Origin of the sequence: Nonomuraea sp. NPDC049714 (assembly GCF_044465295.1) — a bacterium.
Lineage (GTDB): Bacteria > Actinomycetota > Actinomycetes > Streptosporangiales > Streptosporangiaceae > Nonomuraea.
The window spans coordinates 196218-217921 of sequence record NZ_JBITLM010000010.1; the positions used below are offsets into that span (position 1 = coordinate 196218).

Annotated in this window: 21 protein-coding genes; 7 read left to right on the plus strand and 14 right to left on the minus strand. The window is 70.5% G+C overall.

Annotation, left to right across the window (positions count from 1 at the left end; translation table 11 throughout):
• Nucleotides 1-25: 25 nt before the first annotated feature.
• Together ACIBQX_RS34155 and ACIBQX_RS34160 are read right to left on the minus strand one after the other, a co-directional pair.
• The gene (locus ACIBQX_RS34155; protein ID WP_397011888.1) at nt 26-2023 is read right to left on the minus strand and encodes a glycosyltransferase family 2 protein; all 1998 of its coding nucleotides are present in this window, start codon (nt 2021-2023) and stop codon (nt 26-28) included.
• A gap of 70 nt (nt 2024-2093) precedes the next feature.
• A complete protein-coding gene (locus ACIBQX_RS34160) occupies nt 2094-2786 on the minus strand; it encodes a lytic transglycosylase domain-containing protein (protein WP_397011890.1) in 693 nt (230 codons plus the stop codon).
• 285 nt (nt 2787-3071) lie between these two features.
• On the opposite strand from ACIBQX_RS34160, the gene ACIBQX_RS34165 reads away from it, so the two are divergent.
• Genes ACIBQX_RS34165 through ACIBQX_RS34175 form a run of 3 tightly spaced genes read left to right on the plus strand, consistent with a single transcriptional unit; the run spans nt 3072 to nt 5658 of the window.
• Nucleotides 3072-3746 (plus strand): response regulator, encoded by a 675-nt coding sequence (locus ACIBQX_RS34165; RefSeq protein ID WP_397011892.1) that lies wholly within the window; start codon nt 3072-3074, stop codon nt 3744-3746.
• The gene (locus ACIBQX_RS34170; protein WP_397011894.1) at nt 3743-5155 is read left to right on the plus strand and encodes an ATP-binding protein; all 1413 of its coding nucleotides are present in this window, start codon (nt 3743-3745) and stop codon (nt 5153-5155) included. Before ACIBQX_RS34165 ends, ACIBQX_RS34170 begins: the two co-directional genes overlap by 4 nt.
• A complete protein-coding gene (locus ACIBQX_RS34175) occupies nt 5152-5658 on the plus strand; it encodes a hypothetical protein (RefSeq protein WP_397011896.1) in 507 nt (168 codons plus the stop codon). The genes ACIBQX_RS34170 and ACIBQX_RS34175 overlap by 4 nt, the downstream gene beginning before the upstream one ends.
• Before the next feature lies 1 nt (nt 5659).
• Here ACIBQX_RS34175 and ACIBQX_RS34180 read toward each other — a convergent pair whose 3' ends face one another.
• From ACIBQX_RS34180 to ACIBQX_RS34230, 11 genes are all read right to left on the minus strand, one after another.
• On the minus strand, nt 5660-6979 hold the full coding sequence (locus tag ACIBQX_RS34180) for a PhoH family protein (protein WP_397011898.1): 1320 nt from the start codon (nt 6977-6979) through the stop codon (nt 5660-5662).
• 207 nt (nt 6980-7186) lie between these two features.
• Complete coding sequence (locus tag ACIBQX_RS34185) at nt 7187-7948, minus strand: isoprenyl transferase (protein WP_397011900.1); 762 nt, start codon at nt 7946-7948, stop codon at nt 7187-7189.
• 369 nt (nt 7949-8317) lie between these two features.
• Nucleotides 8318-8782, minus strand: coding sequence for a hypothetical protein (locus ACIBQX_RS34190; protein WP_397011902.1), 465 nt, complete (start codon nt 8780-8782; stop codon nt 8318-8320).
• A gap of 176 nt (nt 8783-8958) precedes the next feature.
• The gene (locus ACIBQX_RS34195) at nt 8959-9768 is read right to left on the minus strand and encodes a DUF692 family multinuclear iron-containing protein (protein WP_397011904.1); all 810 of its coding nucleotides are present in this window, start codon (nt 9766-9768) and stop codon (nt 8959-8961) included.
• 100 nt (nt 9769-9868) lie between these two features.
• Complete coding sequence (locus ACIBQX_RS34200; protein WP_397011906.1) at nt 9869-10870, minus strand: TIGR04222 domain-containing membrane protein; 1002 nt, start codon at nt 10868-10870, stop codon at nt 9869-9871.
• A 66-nt stretch (nt 10871-10936) separates the two neighbouring features.
• A complete protein-coding gene (locus ACIBQX_RS34205) occupies nt 10937-11896 on the minus strand; it encodes a TIGR04222 domain-containing membrane protein (RefSeq protein WP_397011908.1) in 960 nt (319 codons plus the stop codon).
• A 73-nt stretch (nt 11897-11969) separates the two neighbouring features.
• Nucleotides 11970-13763, minus strand: a complete 1794-nt coding sequence (locus tag ACIBQX_RS34210; RefSeq protein WP_397011910.1) for a phosphoenolpyruvate carboxykinase (GTP) — start codon at nt 13761-13763, stop codon at nt 11970-11972.
• 226 nt (nt 13764-13989) lie between these two features.
• On the minus strand, nt 13990-14511 hold the full coding sequence (locus ACIBQX_RS34215; RefSeq protein WP_397011912.1) for a hypothetical protein: 522 nt from the start codon (nt 14509-14511) through the stop codon (nt 13990-13992).
• A 73-nt stretch (nt 14512-14584) separates the two neighbouring features.
• On the minus strand, nt 14585-15751 hold the full coding sequence (locus tag ACIBQX_RS34220; RefSeq protein WP_397011914.1) for a C40 family peptidase: 1167 nt from the start codon (nt 15749-15751) through the stop codon (nt 14585-14587).
• A gap of 86 nt (nt 15752-15837) precedes the next feature.
• Entirely contained in the window at nt 15838-16338 is a 501-nt protein-coding gene (gene greA, locus ACIBQX_RS34225; RefSeq protein WP_397011916.1) for a transcription elongation factor GreA, read from the minus strand.
• A 107-nt stretch (nt 16339-16445) separates the two neighbouring features.
• Entirely contained in the window at nt 16446-16862 is a 417-nt protein-coding gene (locus tag ACIBQX_RS34230) for a DUF4307 domain-containing protein (RefSeq protein WP_397011918.1), read from the minus strand.
• 135 nt (nt 16863-16997) lie between these two features.
• On the opposite strand from ACIBQX_RS34230, the gene mca reads away from it, so the two are divergent.
• The 3 genes from mca (at nt 16998) to ACIBQX_RS34245 (ending at nt 18411) form a co-directional block, all read left to right on the plus strand.
• On the plus strand, nt 16998-17882 hold the full coding sequence (mca, locus tag ACIBQX_RS34235) for a mycothiol conjugate amidase Mca (protein ID WP_397011920.1): 885 nt from the start codon (nt 16998-17000) through the stop codon (nt 17880-17882).
• Between the two features lie 82 nt (nt 17883-17964).
• A complete protein-coding gene (locus tag ACIBQX_RS34240) occupies nt 17965-18126 on the plus strand; it encodes a hypothetical protein (RefSeq protein ID WP_397011922.1) in 162 nt (53 codons plus the stop codon).
• On the plus strand, nt 18127-18411 hold the full coding sequence (locus tag ACIBQX_RS34245) for a GNAT family N-acetyltransferase (RefSeq protein ID WP_397011924.1): 285 nt from the start codon (nt 18127-18129) through the stop codon (nt 18409-18411).
• Here the strand turns inward: ACIBQX_RS34245 and ACIBQX_RS34250 are convergent.
• Nucleotides 18397-19548: a hypothetical protein gene (locus tag ACIBQX_RS34250; RefSeq protein WP_397011926.1), complete on the minus strand. Its 1152-nt coding sequence runs from the start codon at nt 19546-19548 to the stop codon at nt 18397-18399. The two genes, ACIBQX_RS34245 and ACIBQX_RS34250, sit on opposite strands and share 15 nt — an antisense overlap.
• A gap of 98 nt (nt 19549-19646) precedes the next feature.
• On the opposite strand from ACIBQX_RS34250, the gene ACIBQX_RS34255 reads away from it, so the two are divergent.
• On the plus strand, nt 19647-21653 hold the full coding sequence (locus ACIBQX_RS34255; protein ID WP_397011927.1) for a thioredoxin domain-containing protein: 2007 nt from the start codon (nt 19647-19649) through the stop codon (nt 21651-21653).
• Nucleotides 21654-21704 lie beyond the last annotated feature (51 nt).

Here is a 21704-nt window from a genome sequence, read left to right on the forward strand (position 1 = left end):
ATGGCCGGTCTTGAGGGAGGGATGGTCAGTCCTTGAGGTAGCGGTGCCTGCCCGCGCGGGCCAGCCGGACCAGGTGCCGCGCGCCGGGCAGGCGGCGGCCCAGGCGGTGCAGCGCGGTGTCGCGGCCCATGGGCGAGCGCCGCTGCGGGGTGACCGCCGAGCTGGGACACACCTCGACCTTCCCTCTGCGCATCTCCAGCGCGAAGCGCAGCCCGATCTCCTCCTCCGTGCTGCGCAGCGACGGCAGCCAGGCGCCGGGGCCGAGGGCGTCGCGGCCCGGCATTCGCCGCTTCACCGGCACCTTGGCCACCAGCTGACCCGCGATCTTGCCGGGCACCCCGGCCTCGACCAGCGCGGGCGCCGACACCTCGCGGGGCCGCCGGCCGGCGCCGCGCAGCACCAGCTCCAGCGGCGGCCCGCCGCTCGGCGGCACATATGGCACGGGCAGCACGACGAACAGGTGCTCGTCGACCAGCTTGGCCCGCACCCCCGGGGACACCAGGGCGATCGACTCGGTGAACGAGCGCGGCTCGACGGCCAGGCCGAGCCGGCCGTCGTCGGTCCAGCACGGCACCACCAGCCGCATCCTGGGCCGCTGGGCGAGCACGCCGAGGCAGTTGAGCGGCCCGTCCGTGCGCCGCACCCGGCTCCTGGCCTGGTAGGCCCCGCCGAACATGCGTACGTGCACCTCCCACTGGCCGGGCCTGAGCGGCTCGCCCTGGGCGGCGGCGATCACGTCGACCCTGGCCTCCCCGGTGATCCGCACGCGGGCGTGCCGGCGTCCCTCCGGCACCCGTTCGACCTGGTAGGCCACCGGGAGGAAGTGCACGTCCCCGGTCTCGGCGTGCCGTACGTAGACCTCGATGCGGGCGCGTTCGACGGCGTCGGTGACGTCGGTGACGTGGTCCGGGAGCAGCTTGGCGTCGATGGCCCGCGGCGGCCTCCAGAACAGGCGGTCGCCGTCCGTGCGGAACCTGTCGGGTCTGCCGTCCCCGGCCAGCACCTCGACGGCCAGCCCGAGCACCAGGACGTGCGCGTCCCAGCGGACCTCGGTCAGGTCGGCGCGCAGCCCGGCCCGGCGTGAGGAGTTGGCCAGCATGACGAGCTGGTCCAGCCGCCCGGCGCGGATCAGCGCCGCGATGGCCCTGAGCTGGACGGGCAGGTAGCGGTCGAGCCGGTCGGGGAAACGCTCGCCGACCAGGTCCTGGATCATGCGGAAGTACGCGCCCCTGTCGGTGGAGGAGCTGGCGAACGTGGCCGTGAGGAAGGGCCGCAGCACGGCGGTGCGGAACCAGTGGGCGTACATGCGGTCGCGCTGGCGGCCCTCCCCGACATAGGTGTCGATGTGGCCGAGCAGCGCCCGCAGTTCCCGGACGGTGGTGCGCGGGTGCTCCTCGATGACTGTGCGCTCGCCGAGGTGGCAGCAGACGTGCTCGGCCAGCACGGCGATGACCTTGGCCTGCAGGTAGGCCCGCATCACGAAGTCCTGCTCGGCGATGGGCCCGCCCGGCACGGCGAAGCCGAGCTCGTGCTCCTCCAGGAAGGCGCGGCGGTAGAGCTTGTGCGGCGTGAGCAGGGTGAGCAGCCGGTCGCGCAGGATGTCGGCGCGGGCCTTGCTGCGGTCGAACGCGGTCATCGGCGCGCCGCCGTCGCGCACCAGGCGGCCGACGAGCACGTCGGCGTCGGTCTCCGTGGCCCGCTCGTGCATCCGCTCCAGCGCGTCGCGCTCCAGCCTGTCGTACTGGTCGAGCAGGTAGACGTAGTCGCCCCGGGCGGACGCCAGGCCGACGTTGCGCCCGCGCATCGGTGATCCTGTGTGCGGCAGGTGCAGCACCCGAACGTTGCGGCGGACGGCGCCCACGGTGTCGAGCCGTTCCGCGATCCCGTCCGTGGACCCGTCGTCGACGAAGATCACTTCATAGTCGTCCGCCGGCAGGGTCTGCTCCAGCGTGGAGCGGATGCACGCATCGGCGCGATCCCCCGGGTTGTGGACATTGACGATCACACTGACCTTCACACCCATGCCGCCAGCGTGCGCGGTCATACATGGGCGGTCGCGACGGCTTGCCGATTACAGAAGGAAACCTGACCCGCTAGTACCATCCCTTGGCCTGGGAGTGCCCCCAAGCAGCGCAGGGAGTGCCGTAGCGGCCCTTGATGTAGCCCAGACCCCACTTGATCTGGGTGGCGGCGTTGGTCTGCCAGTCGGCGCCCGCGCTGGCCATCTTGGTGCCGGGCAGGGACTGGGGGATGCCGTAGGCGCCGGAGTAGCGGTTCATCGCCCGCTCGTTCCAGCCGCTCTCCTTCATCCAGAGCGACTCCAGGCAGCCCCACTGGTCCTGGCCGAACCCGGCCGAGGCAAGCATGCTCTTGGCCGTGGCCTTGTTGGTGCCGGGGGACGGGTCGCTGCCCGGCGGGAAGTTGGCGGGCGGGAAACCGTCGCCGCCCGGCGCCTTCTTCTTGATCTCGATCACGTCGAGCGGGTCCTTGCCCTCGCGTGCGGCCTTGAGCTCGGCGGCCTTGTACGCCTGCGTGGCCGCCTCCTTGAGCGCGTCGGTCTCGGGGTCGGGCGCGCTGAGGTCGCCACTGGCGAACGCACCGAGGTCCTCCAGCGAGAACGCGTCGGTCTGCGGGGCGTTGGCGTTCTGGACCGCGCGGTAGGCGACGTATCCGCCACCGCCGAAGACGACCACGACGGACAGGCCGATGATCGCTATCCGCTTCGGGGTCAGCCGCGAGCGCCGGCGTGCCGGGCGGGAGGCGCTGCGCGCTGGGCGCTCACTCAACTTCGGACCTGGGCTCACGGTCCATGAGCTTGCCCTGCCTTGGGGGGTACTCCGCAACCGAAACGCGGGATTTACTTTGCCATCTGTTGGCTAACCTGCAGGTTAGCCCGGACTTTCCTCATGGTTGTGATTTTGGTCACAGTGGCATGGTCCGCCCTTCGGGCTCCCGTAACCGAAGGGCGGACCGTAATCAGCCTGCCGCAGGGACTTCAGAGCCACATCCCCGGCACGTCACGGTTTCGTGACACAACCCGGATATACGCGACATGGACTAATAATGTGCCCGTGGCAGGCATCCTTCTCGTTGAAGACGACCCCTCTGTGCGCACAGCCCTGGAGCTGGCGCTGACCAGGCAGGGGCACTCCGTCACGGCCTACGCGACGGGTGAGGAGGCCCTGGACCACATACGCTCGCGCCGCCCCGAGATCGTCATCCTCGACGTCATGCTGCCCGGCATCGACGGCGTCGAGGTGTGCCGGCGCATCCGCAAGCTCGACCAGCTCCCGGTGATCCTGCTCACCGCGCGGGGCGACGACCTGGACGTGGTGGTCGGCCTGGAGGCGGGCGCCGACGACTACGTGGTCAAACCGGTCGAGCCGCGGGTGCTGGACGCCCGCATCCGCGCCGTACTGCGCCGGGCCGAATCCGCCACCTCCGACCGCATCTCGTTCGGCGACCTCATGATCGACAGAGGCGCGCTCAAGGTCATGCTGGCCAGCAAGGAGATCCACCTGACGCCCACCGAGCTGCGCCTGCTGCTGGAGCTGGTACGCCATCCCGGCCAGGTGCTCAACCGGCGCTACCTGCTGCGCGCGGTCTGGGACCACACGCACGTCGCGGACTCCCGTCTGGTCGACGCCTGCGTGCAGCGGGTCAGGGCGAAGATCGAGCCGAGGCCGGCGGAGCCGGTGTTCATCCACACCGTGCGCGGTTTCGGCTACCGGTTCAGTCCTCCGTGATCCGGCCGCCCACCGGGTTCCGGGCGCGCCTGGTCATCACCTTCACCCTGGTGGCCGTCACCGCGTCCGTCCTCGTCGCGACCATCGGGTTCGAGCTGGCCAAGACGGCGTTGCTCAAGCGGGCCGAGGACTCCTCCGTCGACCTGGTGACCAGGCAGCTCAACCAGATCAGCTTCCCCATCGGCAGGCTCAGGCCGGGCGAGGCCGAGCCCGGCACCAGAGAGCTGTCCAACCTGTCCCAGGCACTCGACGGCCCCGGCCGCAGCGTCGTGCTGGAGTACGGCGACCTGACGCACACCGACGGCCCGATGACCATGAACGACGTGCCCAACGAGCTGCACGGCCGCTCCAAGCAGAACATCGTCACCCAGCGCAAGACGCTGCGCGGCGAGCTCTGGCTGATCGTCGGCGCGGAGGTCCACCGCGCGACCGCCAAGGCCCCCGAGCCCACCGGGCTACGGGCGTTCGTCTTCTTCCCGCTGCGCGACGACGAGAGCCAGCTGGCCACGCTGCGCGCCACCCTGGCCCAGGGCGGCGCCGCCATCGTGCTCATCGCCCTGGTGGTGGCCGTACTGTCGGCCAGACAGGTGCTGCTGCCCGTACGGAGGCTCAGCGCGGCGGCTCAGGCGCTCGGCCAGGGCCGCCTGGACACGCGCCTGCCCGTACACGGACAGGACGAGCTCGCCGAGCTGACCTCCAGGTTCAACGACGCGGCGGCGGCGCTGGAGCTGAGCGTGGCGGAGCTGCGCTCGCTGGAGGCGATGTCGCGCAGGTTCGTCGCCGACGTCTCGCACGAGCTGCGCACGCCGCTCACCGCGATGACGGCCGTGGCCGACATGCTCTCCGAGGAGGCCAGCCGGCTGCCGACGGCGCCCGCCGAGGCGGTGCGGCTGGTGCTGCGCGAGATCGAGCGGCTGCGCGAACTGGTCGAGCACCTCATCGAGGTCAGCCGCTTCGACGCGGGCACGGCCACCCTCAACCTGGAGCCGGTGAACGTGTCGGACGCCATCCACGACTGCCTGGAAGTGCGAGGCTGGAGCGAGCAGGTCGAGGTGACCTCCTCCCGGAGCCTGACCGTCACCCTCGACCTGAGCAGGTTCGACGTCATCGTGGCCAACCTGGTCGGCAACGCGCTCAAGCACGGCGCGCCCCCGGTGGAGGTCAGCGCGAGAGCCACGCAGAACGGCCTGGAGGTGAAGGTGCGCGACCACGGCCAGGGCATCCCGGCGGCGGCGATGCCGCACGTCTTCGACCGCTTCTACAAGGCGGGCGCGGGCCGCTCCCGCAGCCAGGGCAGCGGCCTGGGCCTGGCCATCGCGCGCGCCAACGTGCACCTGCACGGCGGCACGATCTCCGTACGGGCGCAGACTCCCGGCACGCTCTTCACGGTCTGGCTCCCGCACCCATGAGCAGGCGGCACGCGCTCGCGGCGGTCGCGCTGCTCCTGACGGCGGCCTGCGGCATCTCCCCCACCGACGTGATCGACCGGGGCGGCCCGCCCGTCGTCCGGGTCCCGCCACCGTCCAAGACCATCTACCTGCTCAAGGACGGCGAGCTCACGCTGGAGCCCGCCGACGTGGACTCCGACTCGGTGAGCAGCCTCCTCACCGCCCTGTTCGACGCCTCGACCCAGCCGCTCGGCGACCGGGACACCGCCCTGCGCGGCTTCGTCTTCGAGGGCATCGAGGACTCGCTCAACCCCGTCCAGCGCGACGAGGTCAAGCTGCCGCGGACCTCGACGCTGACCGTGTTCATCAAGGGCGAGGGCACGCTGACCGAGCTCGGCAAGGCGCAGATCGTGTGCACCGCCCAGCAGGACACGACGGTCGAGGAAGTAAAGATCATCCGCCAGTACGTGGACCGCCCCTCCACCACCACGGAGGGACGGCGCACGTGCGGCGAGTTCAAGTGAGCTAGATGGACAGGTCTTCCAGCATCTCCGTCACCAGCGCGGCGATCGGCGAGCGCTCGGACCTGGTCAGCGTGACGTGCGCGAACAGCGGATGCCCCTTCAGCTTCTCCACCACGGCCACCACGCCGTCGTGCCGCCCGACCCGCAGGTTGTCACGCTGGGCGATGTCGTGGGTGAGCACCACCCGTGAGTTGGCGCCGATGCGGCTGAGCACGGTCAGCAGCACCCCGCGCTCCAGCGACTGGGCCTCGTCCACGATGACGAAGGCGTCGTGCAGCGACCGGCCGCGGATGTGCGTCAGCGGCAGCACCTCCAGCATGCCGCGATCGAGCACCTCGTCGATCACCTCCGGCGTGGTGACCGCGCCCAGGGTGTCGTAGACCGCCTGCGCCCACGGGCCCATCTTCTCGCCCTCGCCGCCGGGCAGGTAGCCGAGCTCCTGACCGCCGACGGCGTACAGCGGGCGGAAGACGACCACCTTGCGGTGCTGACGGCGCTCCAGGACCGCCTCCAGCCCCGCGCAGAGGGCCAGGGCGGACTTGCCCGTGCCCGCCCTGCCGCCGAGTGAGACGATGCCGATCTCCGGGTCCATGAGCAGGTCCAGCGCGATGCGCTGCTCGGCGGAGCGGCCGTGCAGCCCGAACACCTCACGGTCACCGCGCACCAGCCGCACCGACTTGTCCGGCTGCACCCGCCCGAGCGCCGATCCCTTCGCCGACAGCAGCCGCAGGCCGGTGTGCGTGGGCAGTTCCCTGGCCTCCTCCAGGTCGGCCGTGCCGTGCTCGAAGAGCGTCTCGACGCCCTCCGCGGTCACCTGGACCTCGGCCATCCCCGTCCAGCCGGACTCGACCACCAGCTCGGCGCGGTACTCCTCCGCCGACAGGCCGATCGAGGCCGCCTTGACCCGCATGGGCAGGTCCTTGGAGACGAGCACGACGTCACACCCCTCCGCGGCCAGCGAACGGGCCACGGTGAGGATGCGCGTGTCGTTGTCGCCCAGGCGGAACCCCACGGGCAAGATGGACGGATCGCTGTGATTGAGCTCAACCCTGATCGTGCCGTCCCCTGTCGGCATGGGCTCGTCCAGCCTGCCGTACTCAACGCGCAGGTCGTCGAAGTAGCGCAGGGCCTTTCTGGCGAAATAGCCCAGCTCGGGATGGTGCCGCTTTCCCTCCAGCTCCGTGATCACGACGATCGGCAGAACGACATCGTGCTCCGCGAAGCGGGTCATTGCCGCCGGATCGGCTAGCAGGACCGAGGTGTCCAGCACGTAAGTGCGCTTGGCGGGGTTGGTCGAAGGGTTGCTCGAGGACACTGCCACACGTTCTCCCCCGGGCGCCCTAGCGGTCGGGCGCCCTGCAGACGAGGCGGGAATCGGACCGGACCCGGGTCTCCCACCGCGACATGCCGGCGGTGCCGGGTTCCGGCCCCCCTCGGCAGATGTTGGTGCAAAGGCGGGACCTCTCCGGAGTGTTCGGTCTGCGACCGGACACTTCCAACGTTACGTTCTGGATACCCAGATGTCCCGTCAGGAACCGTAACGTCGGTGTCTCGCAGCGTAATCACGCAGCGCCCGCAGGAAATCCACCCTGCGGAAGTCGGGCCAGTAGGCCTCGTGGAAGTAGAACTCTGAGTGAGCACTCTGCCACAACATGAAGCCCGACAGACGCTGTTCGCCCGAGGTCCGGATGAGAAGATCCGGGTCGGGCTGGCCGCGAGTGTAGAGATGCTCCGCGATATGTTCGACATCGAGCACCTCGACGAGGTCCTCGATGCTCGCGCCCCTGCTCGCATGCTCCTGGAGGAGTGAGCGCACCGCATCGGCAATCTCACGCCTTCCTCCATACCCAACTGCAACGTTCACAATCAGGCCCGGACGGTGTGATGTTACTTCTTTCGCATTTTTTAGGACATTAGCCGTCCTGTCCGGGAGCAGGTCGAGCGCTCCGACCGGACTGATCCGCCACCCCAGCTCCACGAGCTCCTGCGTGACGTCCTCGATGATGCCCAGCAGCGGCTCGAGCTCCTCGCTGGGCCGGTTGAGGTTGTCGTTCGACAGCATCCAGACCGTGACGACCTCGACACCGGTCTCACGACACCAGGTGAGCAGCTCGGCTATCTTGTCGGCGCCCTTACGGTGTCCCGTCGCGACGTCCCGCATCCCCATGGCGCGCGCCCAGCGGCGGTTGCCGTCGATGATGACCCCGACGTGCCGGGGCACGCTGTCTTTCGACAGCTTGGCCTCCAGCCGGCGTTCGTACACCCGGTAGACCACATCGCGCAGGCCCACGGAGTCCCTCCCCAGCGCTGCAGTACCTCAGGTCGGACGACCCAACAGGCAATTATCACCGCGTTTCGCCCGTGCCCGTGCCCATCCACGGGCTCCAGGCGGCCTTCCGACCCGCCCGAAGCCGTCCATGAGCCCGTACACGAACCCAGCCGAACGCCGCCGGCACGAGCACCACTCACCTGCCCTGCCCGCCCGTCCCGCAGGTCTTTAACAGGCCTCCGGGCAGCCGCCACTCACCACCCGTGCCACTTGGGCACGGCGGAATGGTGCGTATTCGACAGCGTAGCCCTCCTCCGGGGAGGGTCTGCCCCGGAGGAAATCCGCCTGCCGACGGGGAAGAGGGCACCTGACCGGAAGCGCGCCGCCTGATCAGGGAGAACGCCGCCACAACCTGACCCACCAGGACGACCTGTCCGGCCCCGCAGCCTCAGCGAACCCGGCGGGCGCGGTGGGCCCGGCAGGCGCGGTGGGCCCGGCAGGCGCGGTGGGCCCGGCAGGCGCGGTGGGCATCTTCCCCTGGGCGCGGAGCCAGGCCGCGAAGTCGTCGGCGTCCGCGCGATAACCGGGCGGCGGCACCGTACGGGAGCGGGCGTAGGCGGCGAAGTCGGCGGCCAGATCCTTCCCCGCCGCCCGGGCCGCATCCGGCCGCAGCCTGGCCACGACACTGCGGCGCTTGGCCACGAGGCTCCCCGCCTGCACCCTCAACCGCGCGGCGTCGAACCCCTCCGGCGGCTCCGCACCGCTGACCAACGCCGCCACCACCCGCGCCTGCGCCTCGGCCAACCTCCGCCGACCCGCACCATCCTCCCCACCGGGATCCCGGTCACCGGCCACCCGCGGCTCCTGCCCAGCCGACTGCCTCCGGCCCCGCTCAGCAGGAACACCCGACGGCTGCCCGTCGGACAAGCTCGGCGACTGTGCGGTGGGCGTGCACGGGAACTGCCCATCGGACAAGCCAGAGAACTTAGCCGTGGGCGCGCTCGGGGGCTGGGTTGGGGGTGGGTCGGGGGTCATGGGGTGGGGGTGGTCGTGGCGGCTCGGATGCGGGAGAGTTCGGCGGCGAGGGCCTCGTCGCTGGGGTAGTGGTCGTCCCACTCCAGCAGGACGCCCGGCGGGTGGGTGCGGGCGCAGAGCTCCCGGAGGATGTCGAGGACGGGCTCGGGCACCGAGGCGGTGTGCGTGTCGTGCCAGACGCCGCCGTGCTCCTCCCCGCCGGCGACGTGCACGTACGCGAGCTGCGACAGCGGCAGGTCGTCGAGCGCCTGGACGGCCGACAGCCCGAGGTTCACCTGGTTGGTGTAGAGGTTGGCGACGTCGATGAGCAGGTGCACGCCGGTGAGCTCGACCAGCTCGCCGAGGAACTGGGCGTCGGTGAGCTCGTCCTCTGGCCAGCCGAAGAGGGCGGCCACGTTCTCCAGGGCGAGCGGGACCGGCAGCGCGTCCTGGGCCTGGCGCACGTTCTGCGCGACGACCTTCAGGGCGTCGCGGGTGCGGGGCACCGGCAGCAGGTGACCGGCCTCGACGCCGCCCGCCCGGACGAACGCGAGGTGCTCGCTGACCAGCGGGGCGTCCAGCGCCTGGGCGCAGGCGGCCAGGTGGGCGAGGGTGGCGGCGGAGGGTGGTTCGGCGCCGCCGACGCCGAGGCTCACGCCGTGCGGGATCACGGGGAGGCCGCGTTCGCGCAGCACCCGCAGCGACGCGGGGAGGGAGGCGGGACGGATGTTCTCGGCGATGACCTCGACGAACTCGACGCCGGCCAGCCGCTCCACGGTGAGATCGATCTCCGCGCGCCACCCGATGCCCAACCCCAGCCGCCCCATCCGACCCCACCTCCCACTCGCCGCGTGCTCCGATCGACGATCGGCCGACGCCGCATGCTCCGGAGATCGGTCAGCCGACGCCGCATGCTCCCGTGGCTGGTCAGCCACCACCGCAGCCTCCGCCACAGCCGCCGCCACCACCGCACGAGCTGCCGCCACCGCCACAGGAGCTGCTGGAGGCGCTGTGGCTGCCGCTCCCGCCGCTGGAGCTCGTGCCGCTGGAGCCGACGAAGTCGCCGCCGCCGAAGCTCTGGGTGGTGTCGTGGGAGCCGCCGCAGGTTCCGCCGGCGCAGCTGCCGCCGGGCGGCACCGCGTTGTCGCGGGCGTTGAGCTCGGCCTCGGTCTCGGGGTCGCCCATCGCGCTCAGGCCGTACAGGGCGACCGGCATGGAGATGTCCGACACCGTCGCCGCCGGGGCGCCCGGCCGGTGCGTGCTCTTGGCCCTGCTCAGCCGTTCTTGGCCCGCGTAGGTGACCAGGCTCCGCAGCGCCCGCCGCAGCCGGACATAGGTGCTCAGCCCGGAGATCCCGGTCACCACCAGCGCTATCGCGCCCACGGCCAGCACTGCCCCTGCCATGGTGTCCGCCTCGGGCAGGTACAGCACGCAGAGCAGGGTCACTGGCACGAGGATCAGGCACAGCACCGACAGCAGCGCCAGGCGCCTGAGCCGCGAGCGGACCGTCCCGGTCGCCTCCTCGGGCGCGATCAGGCCCAGGGCGATCAGCTGGTGGTGGATGGCGGTCATCTCCTGGCCCTTGCCGACCTCGTGGCGGACCTCGTGGGCTGAGGCCCCGCTGCCCGCCGCCGCCAGGACGGCCCGTTCGAGGTCGTCGCCGGGGCGAGCCGCGCCCGCGACGGGGTGCAGGAGGCCCCCTCTGGAGACGCGGAGCAGCCCCGCCCGGGTCAGCACGGCGATGGCGGTGTTGACCGCCCGCAGCGCGCCGCCCGCGAGATAGGCGACCTCGTAGGCGCCGAGCTCACGCGTTCCCGCGTCCACGGCCCCGCGCATGCGCGCGTATCTGCTCTTCAGCGAGCTGGTCGTCGCTATGACGGCTGCGATCAATACGGCACAGACCAGGATGAGCGTTACAAGGACTCCCATGGCCGCCTCCTCTACGAGTATCCAGTAGACGCCCGCGAGAGGCGGAAAGGTTCCCGCCTGAAGGTCTCAACCACCTGACCCGCCGCCTCCGCCGCAGCCGGAGGATCCGCCGCCACCGCCGAAGTCTCCGCCCCCGAAACCACCCCCGCCGCCATCCCCGGAACCAGAGGATCCGAAGCCAGAGGAGGGGTCCGCGTAGGTCCCGCAGGATCCGGCGATGTCGCCTCCCGGGCTCCCGGCCGACAACTCCTCGCCGATGATCCGATCGTCCACCTCCCCCAGGCCGTACAGCGCCACGGGGACGCCGACGGCCAGGCTGAGCGACCCCGGGTCGCGGAAGCCGCGCGGATGGCGGCGCAGCGCCGACAGCAGCACCTGGCGCCCCTCCTTGCTGACCCGGTCACGCTGCTTGCGGCGCTCCTTGTAGATCGACGAGAGGCCCACGAACACCCCGAACGCGCCGAACAGCAGCGCCCCCAGGAACTTCCCCTCCTTGCCCGCCACGCCGGCCACCGCCAGCACGATCGCGGTCACCTCGAAGACGAACCCCGCCGCCACGGCCGCCATGAGCCACCTCAGGCGGCCGTTCGCGGCGTCGGCCACCGCCCCCTCGGGCAGCAGCAGGCCCCGGCGGGTGAGACCACCGGCCAGCTCGGCGAGCGCCGGGTGCTCCGCCAGCGCGTGCCGCAGCTCACCCGCCGTACAGCCGCCCGGCCGCGCGCCGAGGACGTCCAGCACCGCCTGCTCGATCGGCACCGGCGACGGGCGGGCGCCGTACACGATCGTCACGCGCGCGCCCCGTGAGACGCGGACGGCGCCGGCCGTCGCGAGGACGGCCAGCGCCGCGTTGAGCGCGCGTCGCGGCCCACCGGAGAGGTACGCCAGCTCATAAGGGGACAGGTCGTGGCCGAAGCTTCCCGCCCCCGCCCTGCCCCGGGCCTTGTCGGCGGCACGCTGAGCGGCTCGGTCTGCGGCGAGGACGAGCCCCACCACGCCGATGGCCGCGATCAGTAAGACGTTGTCCATCCGTGTCCGTCCCGGCTCCCTCGGCAGCACTGCGGGGCCGCCAAGCTAGCCGGGCCGGCCGCGTCGCACAAGGTCAGCCGAGGCGGTCCACCAGGGCGTTGTACTCCTCCCACAGCTCCTTGGGCAGCTGCTTGCCGAACGTGTCGAAGTGGGCCGGGATCAGCGCCGCCTCCTCGCGCCACACCTCGCGGTCGACGCTCAGCAGCGTGCGCAGGTCCTCTTCGGGCAGGTCGAGCCCCTCGGTGTCGAGCGAGTCCGGCACCAGCCCGATCGGGGTCGGCACGGCCTTGGCCTCGCCGTTCAGCCGGTCCACGATCCACTTGAGCACGCGGCTGTTCTCGCCGAAGCCCGGCCAGATGAACTTTCCGTCGGCGTTCTTGCGGAACCAGTTCACGTAGTAGATGCGCGGCAGCTTCGCGCCCTGGCGGCGGCCGATGTCCAGCCAGTGGGCGAAGTAGTCGCCCATGTTGTAGCCGCAGAACGGCAGCATCGCGAACGGGTCGTGGCGCAGCTCACCGACCTTGCCCTCGGCCGCCGCGGTCTTCTCCGAGGCGATGTTCGCGCCGAGGAAGACGCCGTGCTCCCAGCTCAGCGACTCGGTGACGAGCGGCACCGCGGTGGCCCGGCGGCCGCCGAACAGGATCGCCGAGATCGGCACGCCCTTGGGGTCCTGCCATTCGGGGGCGATGATCGGGCACTGGGAGGCAGGCGTGGTGAAGCGGGAGTTCGGATGGGCGGCGGGCTCGTCGCTGTCCGGGGTCCAGGAACGGCCCTTCCAGTCGGTCAGGTGCGCCGGCGGCTTGTCGGTCAGGCCCTCCCACCACACGTCGCCGTCGTCGGTGAGCGCGACGTTGGTGAAGATGCTGTTGCCCCAGAGCGTCTTGACCGCGTTGGCGTTGGTGGTCTCGCCGGTGCCGGGCGCGACGCCGAAGAAGCCGGCCTCGGGGTTGATGGCGTAGAGCCGGCCGTCGTCTCCGAAGCGCATCCAGGCGATGTCGTCACCGACCGTCTCGACCTTCCAGCCGGGGATGGTCGGCTGGAGCATGGCGAGGTTGGTCTTGCCGCAAGCGCTGGGGAAGGCGGCCACGACGTAGCGGTGCTCCCCGGAGGGCGGCGTCAGCTTGAGGATGAGCATGTGCTCGGCCAGCCAGCCCTGGTCACGCGCCATCACGCTGGCGATGCGCAGCGCGTAGCACTTCTTGCCGAGCAGGGCGTTGCCGCCGTAGCCGGAGCCGTAGGACCAGATCTCGCGGGTCTCGGGGAAGTGGCTGATGTACTTGGTGGAGTTGCACGGCCACGGGACGTCCTGCTGGCCGGGCTCCAGCGGCGCGCCGACGCTGTGGACGGCCTTGACGAACTCGCCGCGCTCCTCGATCAGGCGCAGCGCCCGATCGCCCATCCTGGTCATGACCCGCATCGAGACCACGACGTACGGCGAGTCGGTGATCTCGACGCCGAGCTGGGAGATGTCGCCGCCGAGCGGCCCCATGCAGAACGGCACGACGTACATCGTGCGGCCGCGCATGCTGCCCTTGAACACCTCGCCGAAGGTCCTGCGCATCTCGGCCGGCGCGATCCAGTGGTTGGTCGGCCCGGCGTCCTGCTCCCGCTCGGAGCAGATGAAGGTGCGGTCCTCGACCCGGGCCACGTCGCTCGGGTCGGAGGTCGCGTAGAAGCTGTTGGGCCGCTTGGCCAGCCGGGTGAACGTGCCCTGGTCGACCAGGAGGTTGGTCAGGCGCGTCCACTCCTCCTCCGAGCCGTCGCACCACTCGATCCGGTCCGGCTCGGTAAGGGCGGCTATCTCTTTCACCCACGCGGCCAATTCGGCATTGGCGGTAGGCGTGGGAACTTCCACGGAAACAGACACGGCTGCGGCTCCTCCACTCTCTCAGGGCCCGCTCATCATTAACGACGACGACACCGGAAAGCCAATTGGCATAGACCTCTGACTCGGCTGTCGCCGCAGGCAGCGGCCTTGACGATTGGGGGAGCCTACCCACCGGGACACGTTTTAAAAGAAAGTCGCCGGCACGCTGGTTTAGGCCAATCGAAATGGTCTAAACCAATGTGCCGAATGGTTTAGTCCAATCCGCTCACGAATTGACGTCGGGCCCCGCGGACCTGACCCGGTCCACATGCTGCAGGGCGTCGCGCAATTCCCCCAGCCAGGTGTCGGTGTTGCGGCCGACCAGGCGGACGCACCAGGCGAGGGCGTCGCTGCGACTGCGGGCCACCCCGGCGGCCACGAGCGTGTCGAGGACCTGTCGCTCGGACTGCCGCAACCTGGTCATGACGGGCACGGAGAGTGTGGTGAACATCACAGTCTCACCACCACAGGTGACACCCCAGGAGACCTTCTGCCGGAACTTCCGCTCGGCCTCCTTGGCGATCTCGATGCGCCGCTCCCGCGTCTCCTCCCTGAACCGGCCGATCAGCCCGTCGATGAGGGCCCCTCGCTCGGCCTCCTCCACACCCGCCGGGGGATCCGGCAGCGTGCCGACGACCGCGATCTCCTCGCGGTCCCTGGTGACCTGGGGCGGGCCGGTGAACCAGCCTTGCGGGAGCCGCCCGGTGAACCAGCCGCGCATCTGCGCTGTCATGTCATCGCTTGCCATGTAATCAACATTACATAGTTGCCGGAAAATAGCACGCACCAGAACGAGGCGGTCTCGTACGGAACCAGAAGGCTCAGCGAACCTGGGTGGCGGCCTGCGGGCTCACCCTGACCACACCGGCCAGGTTGCGGGTGTTCACCGGGGCGATCTTGACCACGTCGCCGGTGCGGGGGGCGTGCAGCATCTTGCCGTTGCCCCAGTAGATCGCCACATGCGAGATGTAGCCGGGATTGGTGGGGTCATTGCGCCAGAACAGCAGGTCACCCGGCTGCGCATCGCTGAGCGGCACCTGCGGCCCCGTCACCCACTGCTGGTGCGTCACGCGCGGCATGCGTACCCCCGCCTGCCCGTAGGCCCACTGGACCAGCCCCGAGCAGTCGAAGGTGGTCGGCCCCTCGGCGCCCCACACGTACGGTGTGCCGAGCTTGGAGGCGGCGGCCTCCAAGGCGGCCGTGAGCTGCTCACCCGACATGAACGACCCGGTCGGCCAGTTGCGCTGCCTGGTCTGCCGTACGGGCAGCACCGGGTTGACCATGGCCGTCTGGGTGCCCTTCGGCAGCAGCTTCTCCAGCCTGTCGCGGAGCTTGGCCGAGTCGGCCTTCGGGGCACTGATGATCAGCGCGTTGTCGCGCGGGAGGCCCAGCGTGCGGCCGGTCCGCTTGGACACGACCGCGTCCACCCCGCCGAAGCCGGTCGTGGCGTAGGCGCCGATCCGCAGCGGCCCGGCCGGCCCGCTCACCTTCCGATGCAGCGTCAGCCCGCCGTCGTTGCCCAGCACGAACGACACGGCCACGTCACCCGCCGCCACGTTGGACCACAGCGCGTCCGAGGCGGCCGTCACCTTGGGCGTGTAGGCGCGGAAGGAGGAGGGGTCGACGGCGAGGGTCTGCACCCGCTTGCCGTCGAGCGTGACGCTGGCGGCGTCGGCCAGCTCCAGCGCGCGCACCCCCGGCAGCCGGGCGACCTTCTGTAAGTGGGCCTGGGTGAGCGGCTTGCGCGTCACCACGAAGAGATTGGGCTTGTGCAGGCCCGCGAGCGGCTTCACCGGCTGCACCGTCTCCGACTGCGCCATCAGGCTCTGCTTCGGAGCCGGGCGGACCCGTACGGCCTCCGTGACGACCGGCTCGGCCGGCTGCCTGATCTCGGCGAGCAGCAGCACGTCGGCCGTCAGCACGGCGACCAGCGCCACCACGATGAACGGGATCAGCTTGCGGGTGTCACGCCGCCGCCTCGTGCTCACCAGGAAGCTGAGGTCCTGGCCGATCCCCGAGGAACGAGCGAACTCCGCCGGGCCAGCGTGGGCCCGGCGGAGCTGTTCTTCGGGGGTCAGTTGCCGATGTACGGCACAGCCTCGAGGATCTCGACGGTGTTCTGACGACCGTTGGGCATGCTGTACGTCGCCTTCTCACCGATCTTCTTGCCGTTGATCGCCGCACCGAGCGGGGACCGTGGCGAGTAGACGTCGATCGGGGAGCCGCTCTCCTCACGGGAGGCGAGCAGGAACGTCACCTCGTCGTCGTCACCGGTGAAGCGGATGGTCACCGTCATGCCGGGGCCCACCACCCCCTCGGTCTTGGGGGCCTCACCCACCTGCGCGCTGTCCAGGATCTGCCGGAGGTGGAAGATCCGCGCCTCCATCTTGCCCTGTTCGTCCTTGGCCGCGTGGTAGCCGCCGTTCTCCTTGAGGTCACCCTCTTCGCGGGCGGCCTCGATCTTCTTGGCGATGTCGACGCGCCCGGGCCCCGAGAGATATTCGTACTCGGCCTTCAGGCGGTCGTACGCCTCCTGCGTCAGCCATGTGACGTTCTCATCGCGAGAGTCGGCCACGGGTTCTCCTTGCTAGCTAGGGGGCCCTGAGATCACTGAAGGTTGCATGCGGTTGAATCGCGAAAGACTAACAAGCCAACCGCGCGAACGCTTCCCCAAATGTCTCACTATACGAGATTGCAGTACTGCACGTGCACGGAAGTGGCCTGGACACTGGTGTCCAGGCGTTCCTTGAGCTGCTTACTACCCTCACCAGCGGGAATTCTTACTTCCTTGCTGCCCACTTCTGCATGGTCCACGTCCGTGGCCCTGATCCGGCAGACCGCCGCCCTGCCGGAGGGCTTGCTGACGGTGAAGGTGATCTCGGCTTGGGCCGGGTCGACGTCGAAGGACACCACCTGCGCCACCGCGCCGGTGTTGCTCCCGGTCATCGACCACATCACATAACCCCATCCACCTGCGATGATGGCCACGAGCACGCCGATCACGACGTGCACGACGAGCCGCCCGCCGCGTTCTGGACGGTCGGGGAAGTCGTCGGGTGTGCCGAGAACGGGCCCGTTCTCGACATCTCTGGTGGCCATGGCGGAATCTCCCTGCACTCCCTGAGCGTTATCCGAGACAATTGTCGCCTGCGGGGGCCACGCCCTCGCGACCGCCCAGCAGAAACTAACCTCTCTGGGCAAGTGATCGGTCCCTACTGAGGAGACATCGAGCCCGTGAGTGCACCGCTGAGGCTGATGGCCGTCCACGCCCACCCCGACGACGAGTCGAGCAAGGGCGCTGCGACGATGGCACGTTACGTCCGTGAAGGCGTGGACGTGCTGGTCTGTACGCTCACGGGCGGTGAGCGTGGTTCCGTGCTGAACCCCAAGATGGACCGCCCTGAGATCGTGGCGAACATCGCCGAGGTGCGCAGAGCCGAGATGGCCCGGGCCCGAGAGATCCTCGGCGTTGAGCAGCGTTTCATGGGATTCGTCGACTCGGGGCTGCCGGAGAACGAGGAGGAGGAGCTGCCCGAAGGCTGCTTCGCCTTGCAGAAGCTGGAGGACGCCTCGGCTCCGCTGGTCGCCGCGGTGCGCGAGTTCAGGCCGCATGTGATCATCACCTACGACGACGACGGCGGCTACCCGCACCCCGACCACATCATGACCAACAAGGTCTCGGTGGAGGCGTTCGAGGCGGCGGGCGACCCCGACCGCTACCCCGGCACCGGCGACCCGTGGCAGCCGCTGAAGCTCTACTACCACATGGGCTTCAGCAAGGACCGGTTCGAGGCGCTGCACGAGGCGATGACCGCGCGCGGCCTCGGCTCACCGTACGCCGACTGGATCTCCCGGTGGGAGGACCGGCCCACCAAGTGGCACGTGACCACCCAGGTGCGGTGCGCCGAATACTTCCGGATCCGCGACGAGGCGCTGCTCGCGCACGCCACCCAGGTGGACCCCGACGGCTGGTTCTTCCAGTGCCCGCGTGAGGTGCAGGAGGAGGTCTGGCCGACCGAGGACTACCACCTGGCGCGCTCGCTGGTCGACACCGAGCTGCCGGAGGACGACCTGTTCGCCGGCATCCACGCCGAGGAGAGCTCACCGGCCTGCCACTGAGCCACCTCTCCACTGAGCCACCTCTCCGCCGAGGCACTGAGCCGCCGAACCGAGCACGGCACCCAGGTGGCAGACTGGATGTGTGCACGTTCTAGCAGCAGGTGATATCAGCCCGGGCATTCTCGGCTTCACCGTCGTCGCCCTCATCGGCCTGGCCCTGTACGTTCTGGTCAAGTCCATGAACAAGCAGATCGCCAGGATCGAAGTGCCGCACGAGGCCGACCTCGACAAGAAATCCGAGTAGATGCCGACGATTGAAGTGGTCGACGACCCGGCGAAGAGCCGGTTCGAGGTCCTCGTGGACGGACAGGTCGCCGGGTTCGCCGACTACCGCCTGCGGGGCGCGAAGATCGTGCTCACGCACACCGAGGTCCAGCCGGAGCACGGGGGCAAGGGGCTGGCCGGCAGGCTGGTCAAGCACGCCCTGGAGGCGAGCCGCGACGCCGGACTGCGGGTCGTGCCCCTGTGCCCCTACGTGGTGACCTACATCGAGCGCCACCCCGAATACCAAGATCTAGTCGACGGGTGACCAGGCGCGCTCCAGCGCCTTGGGCAGGCCCCACCAGCCCAGCGGAGTGAGCACGCCGTCCTCGTCGACGATGCCGAGGTGCCTCCACAGGCTCACCACCGGGCCGAACAGCACCTCGGTCGCGCCGAGGTCGTCCGGGCCCTCGTCGTAGGCGTCGATGTCCTCGGACTCCGAGATCAGCCGGGCGATCCGCTCGGGTGAGGCGAGGACGCCCGGCCCCAGCCTGACGAGGGCGGTGACCGCCGCCAGCCAGTCGGCGTACTGGATGGCGAACAGGTTGGCCAGCACCGTGTCCTCGTCGCTGAGCTCACGGTCGAGGTCCACGAACTCCTCCAGCAGGTCCGCCTCCTCCGGCAGGTCGGAGAGCGGCCCCGCGATCCCCGCCGCGACCGCCAGCCACAGCTCCGTGTCGTCGTCGGGCAGCGGCCTGTCCTCGAACCCCGCGCAGGCGCGCAGCACGTTGGCCGGATAGCCGGGACGGTCGAGCAGCCCCCGCAGCCGGGTGCCGGCCCGCGCGAGGTCGGCCACGGGCAGATCCGGCTGCTTGTCCAGCTCGCCCATGATCCGGTGCAGCTCCGACAGCGCCAGTGCCTCCTCCTCGCCCACCGCGGCGTACAGCTCCTCGTCCTGCTCGTCGCTGACCACGAAGCCCGGCACCCGCCCGTCGGGCAGCGGCGTGCTGAGCCAGCGCTCCTGCAGCTCCTCGTAGGCGCGGCGGGCCCGATGGTCGCCGGTCGCCAGCGCGTCCGGGTCGATCTCCCCCGAGCGCATCCGCTCCTCCAGGTAGGCGACGAGCAGGTCGAACATCTCCTCCGCCACCGGCCCGCGCTCGTTCTCCTCCGCCCACACGAAATAGCTCGGCGTCATCAGGATCGGCTCGCTCCCCGTCGACTCGACCCAGCGCTGCACGTCGCCGACGGTGGCGGCCCCCGACTCGATCGAGCCGAGCGTCGTCCTGGCCGACTCCCAGAACGACGACGACAGCGGGTTACCGGCGGCCAGAAGCTCCCGCCGCAGGTCGGGCAGCGCCACGAGCGCCACTCCAGAGGGCACGGTGAGCAGCGCGCGTGCGACGTCCCTGCGAGTGAGAGCGGCTGCGGGACGGCCGGCGTGCGCACAGACGTAGTCGAGGTCCACGATCCGTAAACTACGCCCCCGCTCCTCCGCGCACACAGCCGCCCGGAGAACACCAGGTCACCGCGATCGTCACCGGAGCGACCGTCTAAAGTGAAGTAATGAACCGGTTGCAGGACGCGACGAGCCCCTACCTGCTGCAGCACGCGGGCAATCCCGTCGACTGGCACCCGTGGGGCGAGGAGGCGTTCGCCGAGGCCCGGCGCCGCGACGTACCGCTGCTGATCAGCGTCGGCTACTCGGCGTGTCACTGGTGCCACGTCATGGCGCACGAGAGCTTCGAGGATCCCGACACCGCCCGGCTGATGAACGACAACTTCGTCAACATCAAGGTGGACCGCGAGGAACGCCCCGACGTCGACGCCGTCTACATGAGCGCCACCCAGGCCATGACCCAGCAGGGCGGCTGGCCGATGACCGTGTTCGCCACACCCGAGGGGCATCCCTTCTACTGCGGCACCTACTTCCCGCGCCCCCAGTTCCAGCGGCTGCTGCAGGGCCTGTCCGGCGCGTGGGCCAACGACCGGGCGACCGTGCTGGAGCAGGGCTCGAAGGTGGTGGAGGTGCTCAACTCCAGCGCCTCCCTGCCCAGCGGGCCGCTGCCCACCGAGGACACGCTGGAGACGGCCGTACGCAACCTGCGCGAGTCGTTCGATCCGGTGCGCGGCGGCTTCGGCGGCGCGCCGAAGTTCCCGCCGTCGATGGTGCTGGAGTTCCTGCTGCGCTCCGGTGAGCGCGAGATGAGCGGCACGACGCTCGCCGCGATGGCGCGCGGCGGCATCTACGACCAGCTCGGCGGCGGCTTCGCCCGCTACAGCGTGGACGCCGGCTGGGTGGTGCCGCACTTCGAGAAGATGCTGTACGACAACGCGCTGCTGCTGCGGGTCTACACCCACTGGTGGCGGGCCGGCGGCGGCCCCCTGGCCCGTCGGGTGGCGCTGGAGACCGCCGACTGGCTGCTGCGCGAGCTGCGCACCGCCGAGGGCGGCTTCGCCTCCGCCCTGGACGCCGACAGCGAGGGCGAGGAGGGCCGCTTCTACGTCTGGACGCCCGAGCAGCTGAGCGAGGTGCTCGGCGACGACGACGGGGCGTGGGCGGCCGAGGTGTTCGACGTGACCGGCACGTTCGAGCACGGCACATCCGTCCTGCAGCTCCCGCAGGACCCCGCCGACCCCGCCCGGCTGGCGAGCGTGCGCGAGCGGCTGCTCGCCGCCCGGGAGGAGCGCGTACGTCCAGGACGGGACGACAAGGTGGTGGCCGGCTGGACCGGGCTCGCCATCGCGGCCCTGGCCGAGACCGGCATGGCGCTCGACCGGCCTGACCTGGTGACGGCCGCGGAGGCCGCCGCGACCCTGCTCGAACGGGTGCACGTGGCCGACGGCAGACTGCTGCGGACCTCCCGCGACGGCCGGGCGGGCACGAACGCCGGAGTGCTGGAGGACTACGCCAACCTGGCCGAGGGGCTGATCGCCCTCTACGGGGCGACCGGGGAGACGCGCTGGTTCCGGCTGGCGGGCACGCTGCTCGACACCCTGCTCGACCGGTTCGCCGACGGGACAGGCGGCTTCTTCGACACCGCGGACGACGCCGAGCGGCTGTTCCAGCGGCCGCAGGACCCCACCGACAACGCCACGCCCTCTGGGCAGTACGCCGCGGCGGGGGCGCTGCTGTCGTACGCCGCCCTGACCGGCTCCAGCAGGCACCGGGAGGCGGCGCACGCGGCCCTCGGCACGGTCTCGGTGCTGGCGGCCAAGCACGCCCGGTTCGCCGGCTGGGGGCTCGCGGTGGCGCGGGCGGCGCTCGACGGGCCGGTCGAGGTGGCGGTCGTCGGGCCGCCCGGCGACCCGCGTACCCAGATCCTGCATCGGGAGGCCTACCTCGCCGACGTGCCCGGCCTGGTGATCGCCCTGGGCGGCCCCGCGACGCCGGCCGGCAGGGTCGCGGACGGCGGGGTCGCGGACGGCGGGGTCGCGGACGGCGGGGTGCCGCTGCTGGAAGGGCGGCAGCTGATCGCCGGCGCGCCGGCGGCCTACGTGTGCCGCGGCTTCACCTGCCGGCTGCCCGTCACCACCCCCGAAGACCTACGGGCCCAGCTGGCCGACCGCTAGCCCCACCGCGCCCCGGCCGCCTGATCGTCAGATCTACACGGCCGGGTGGCG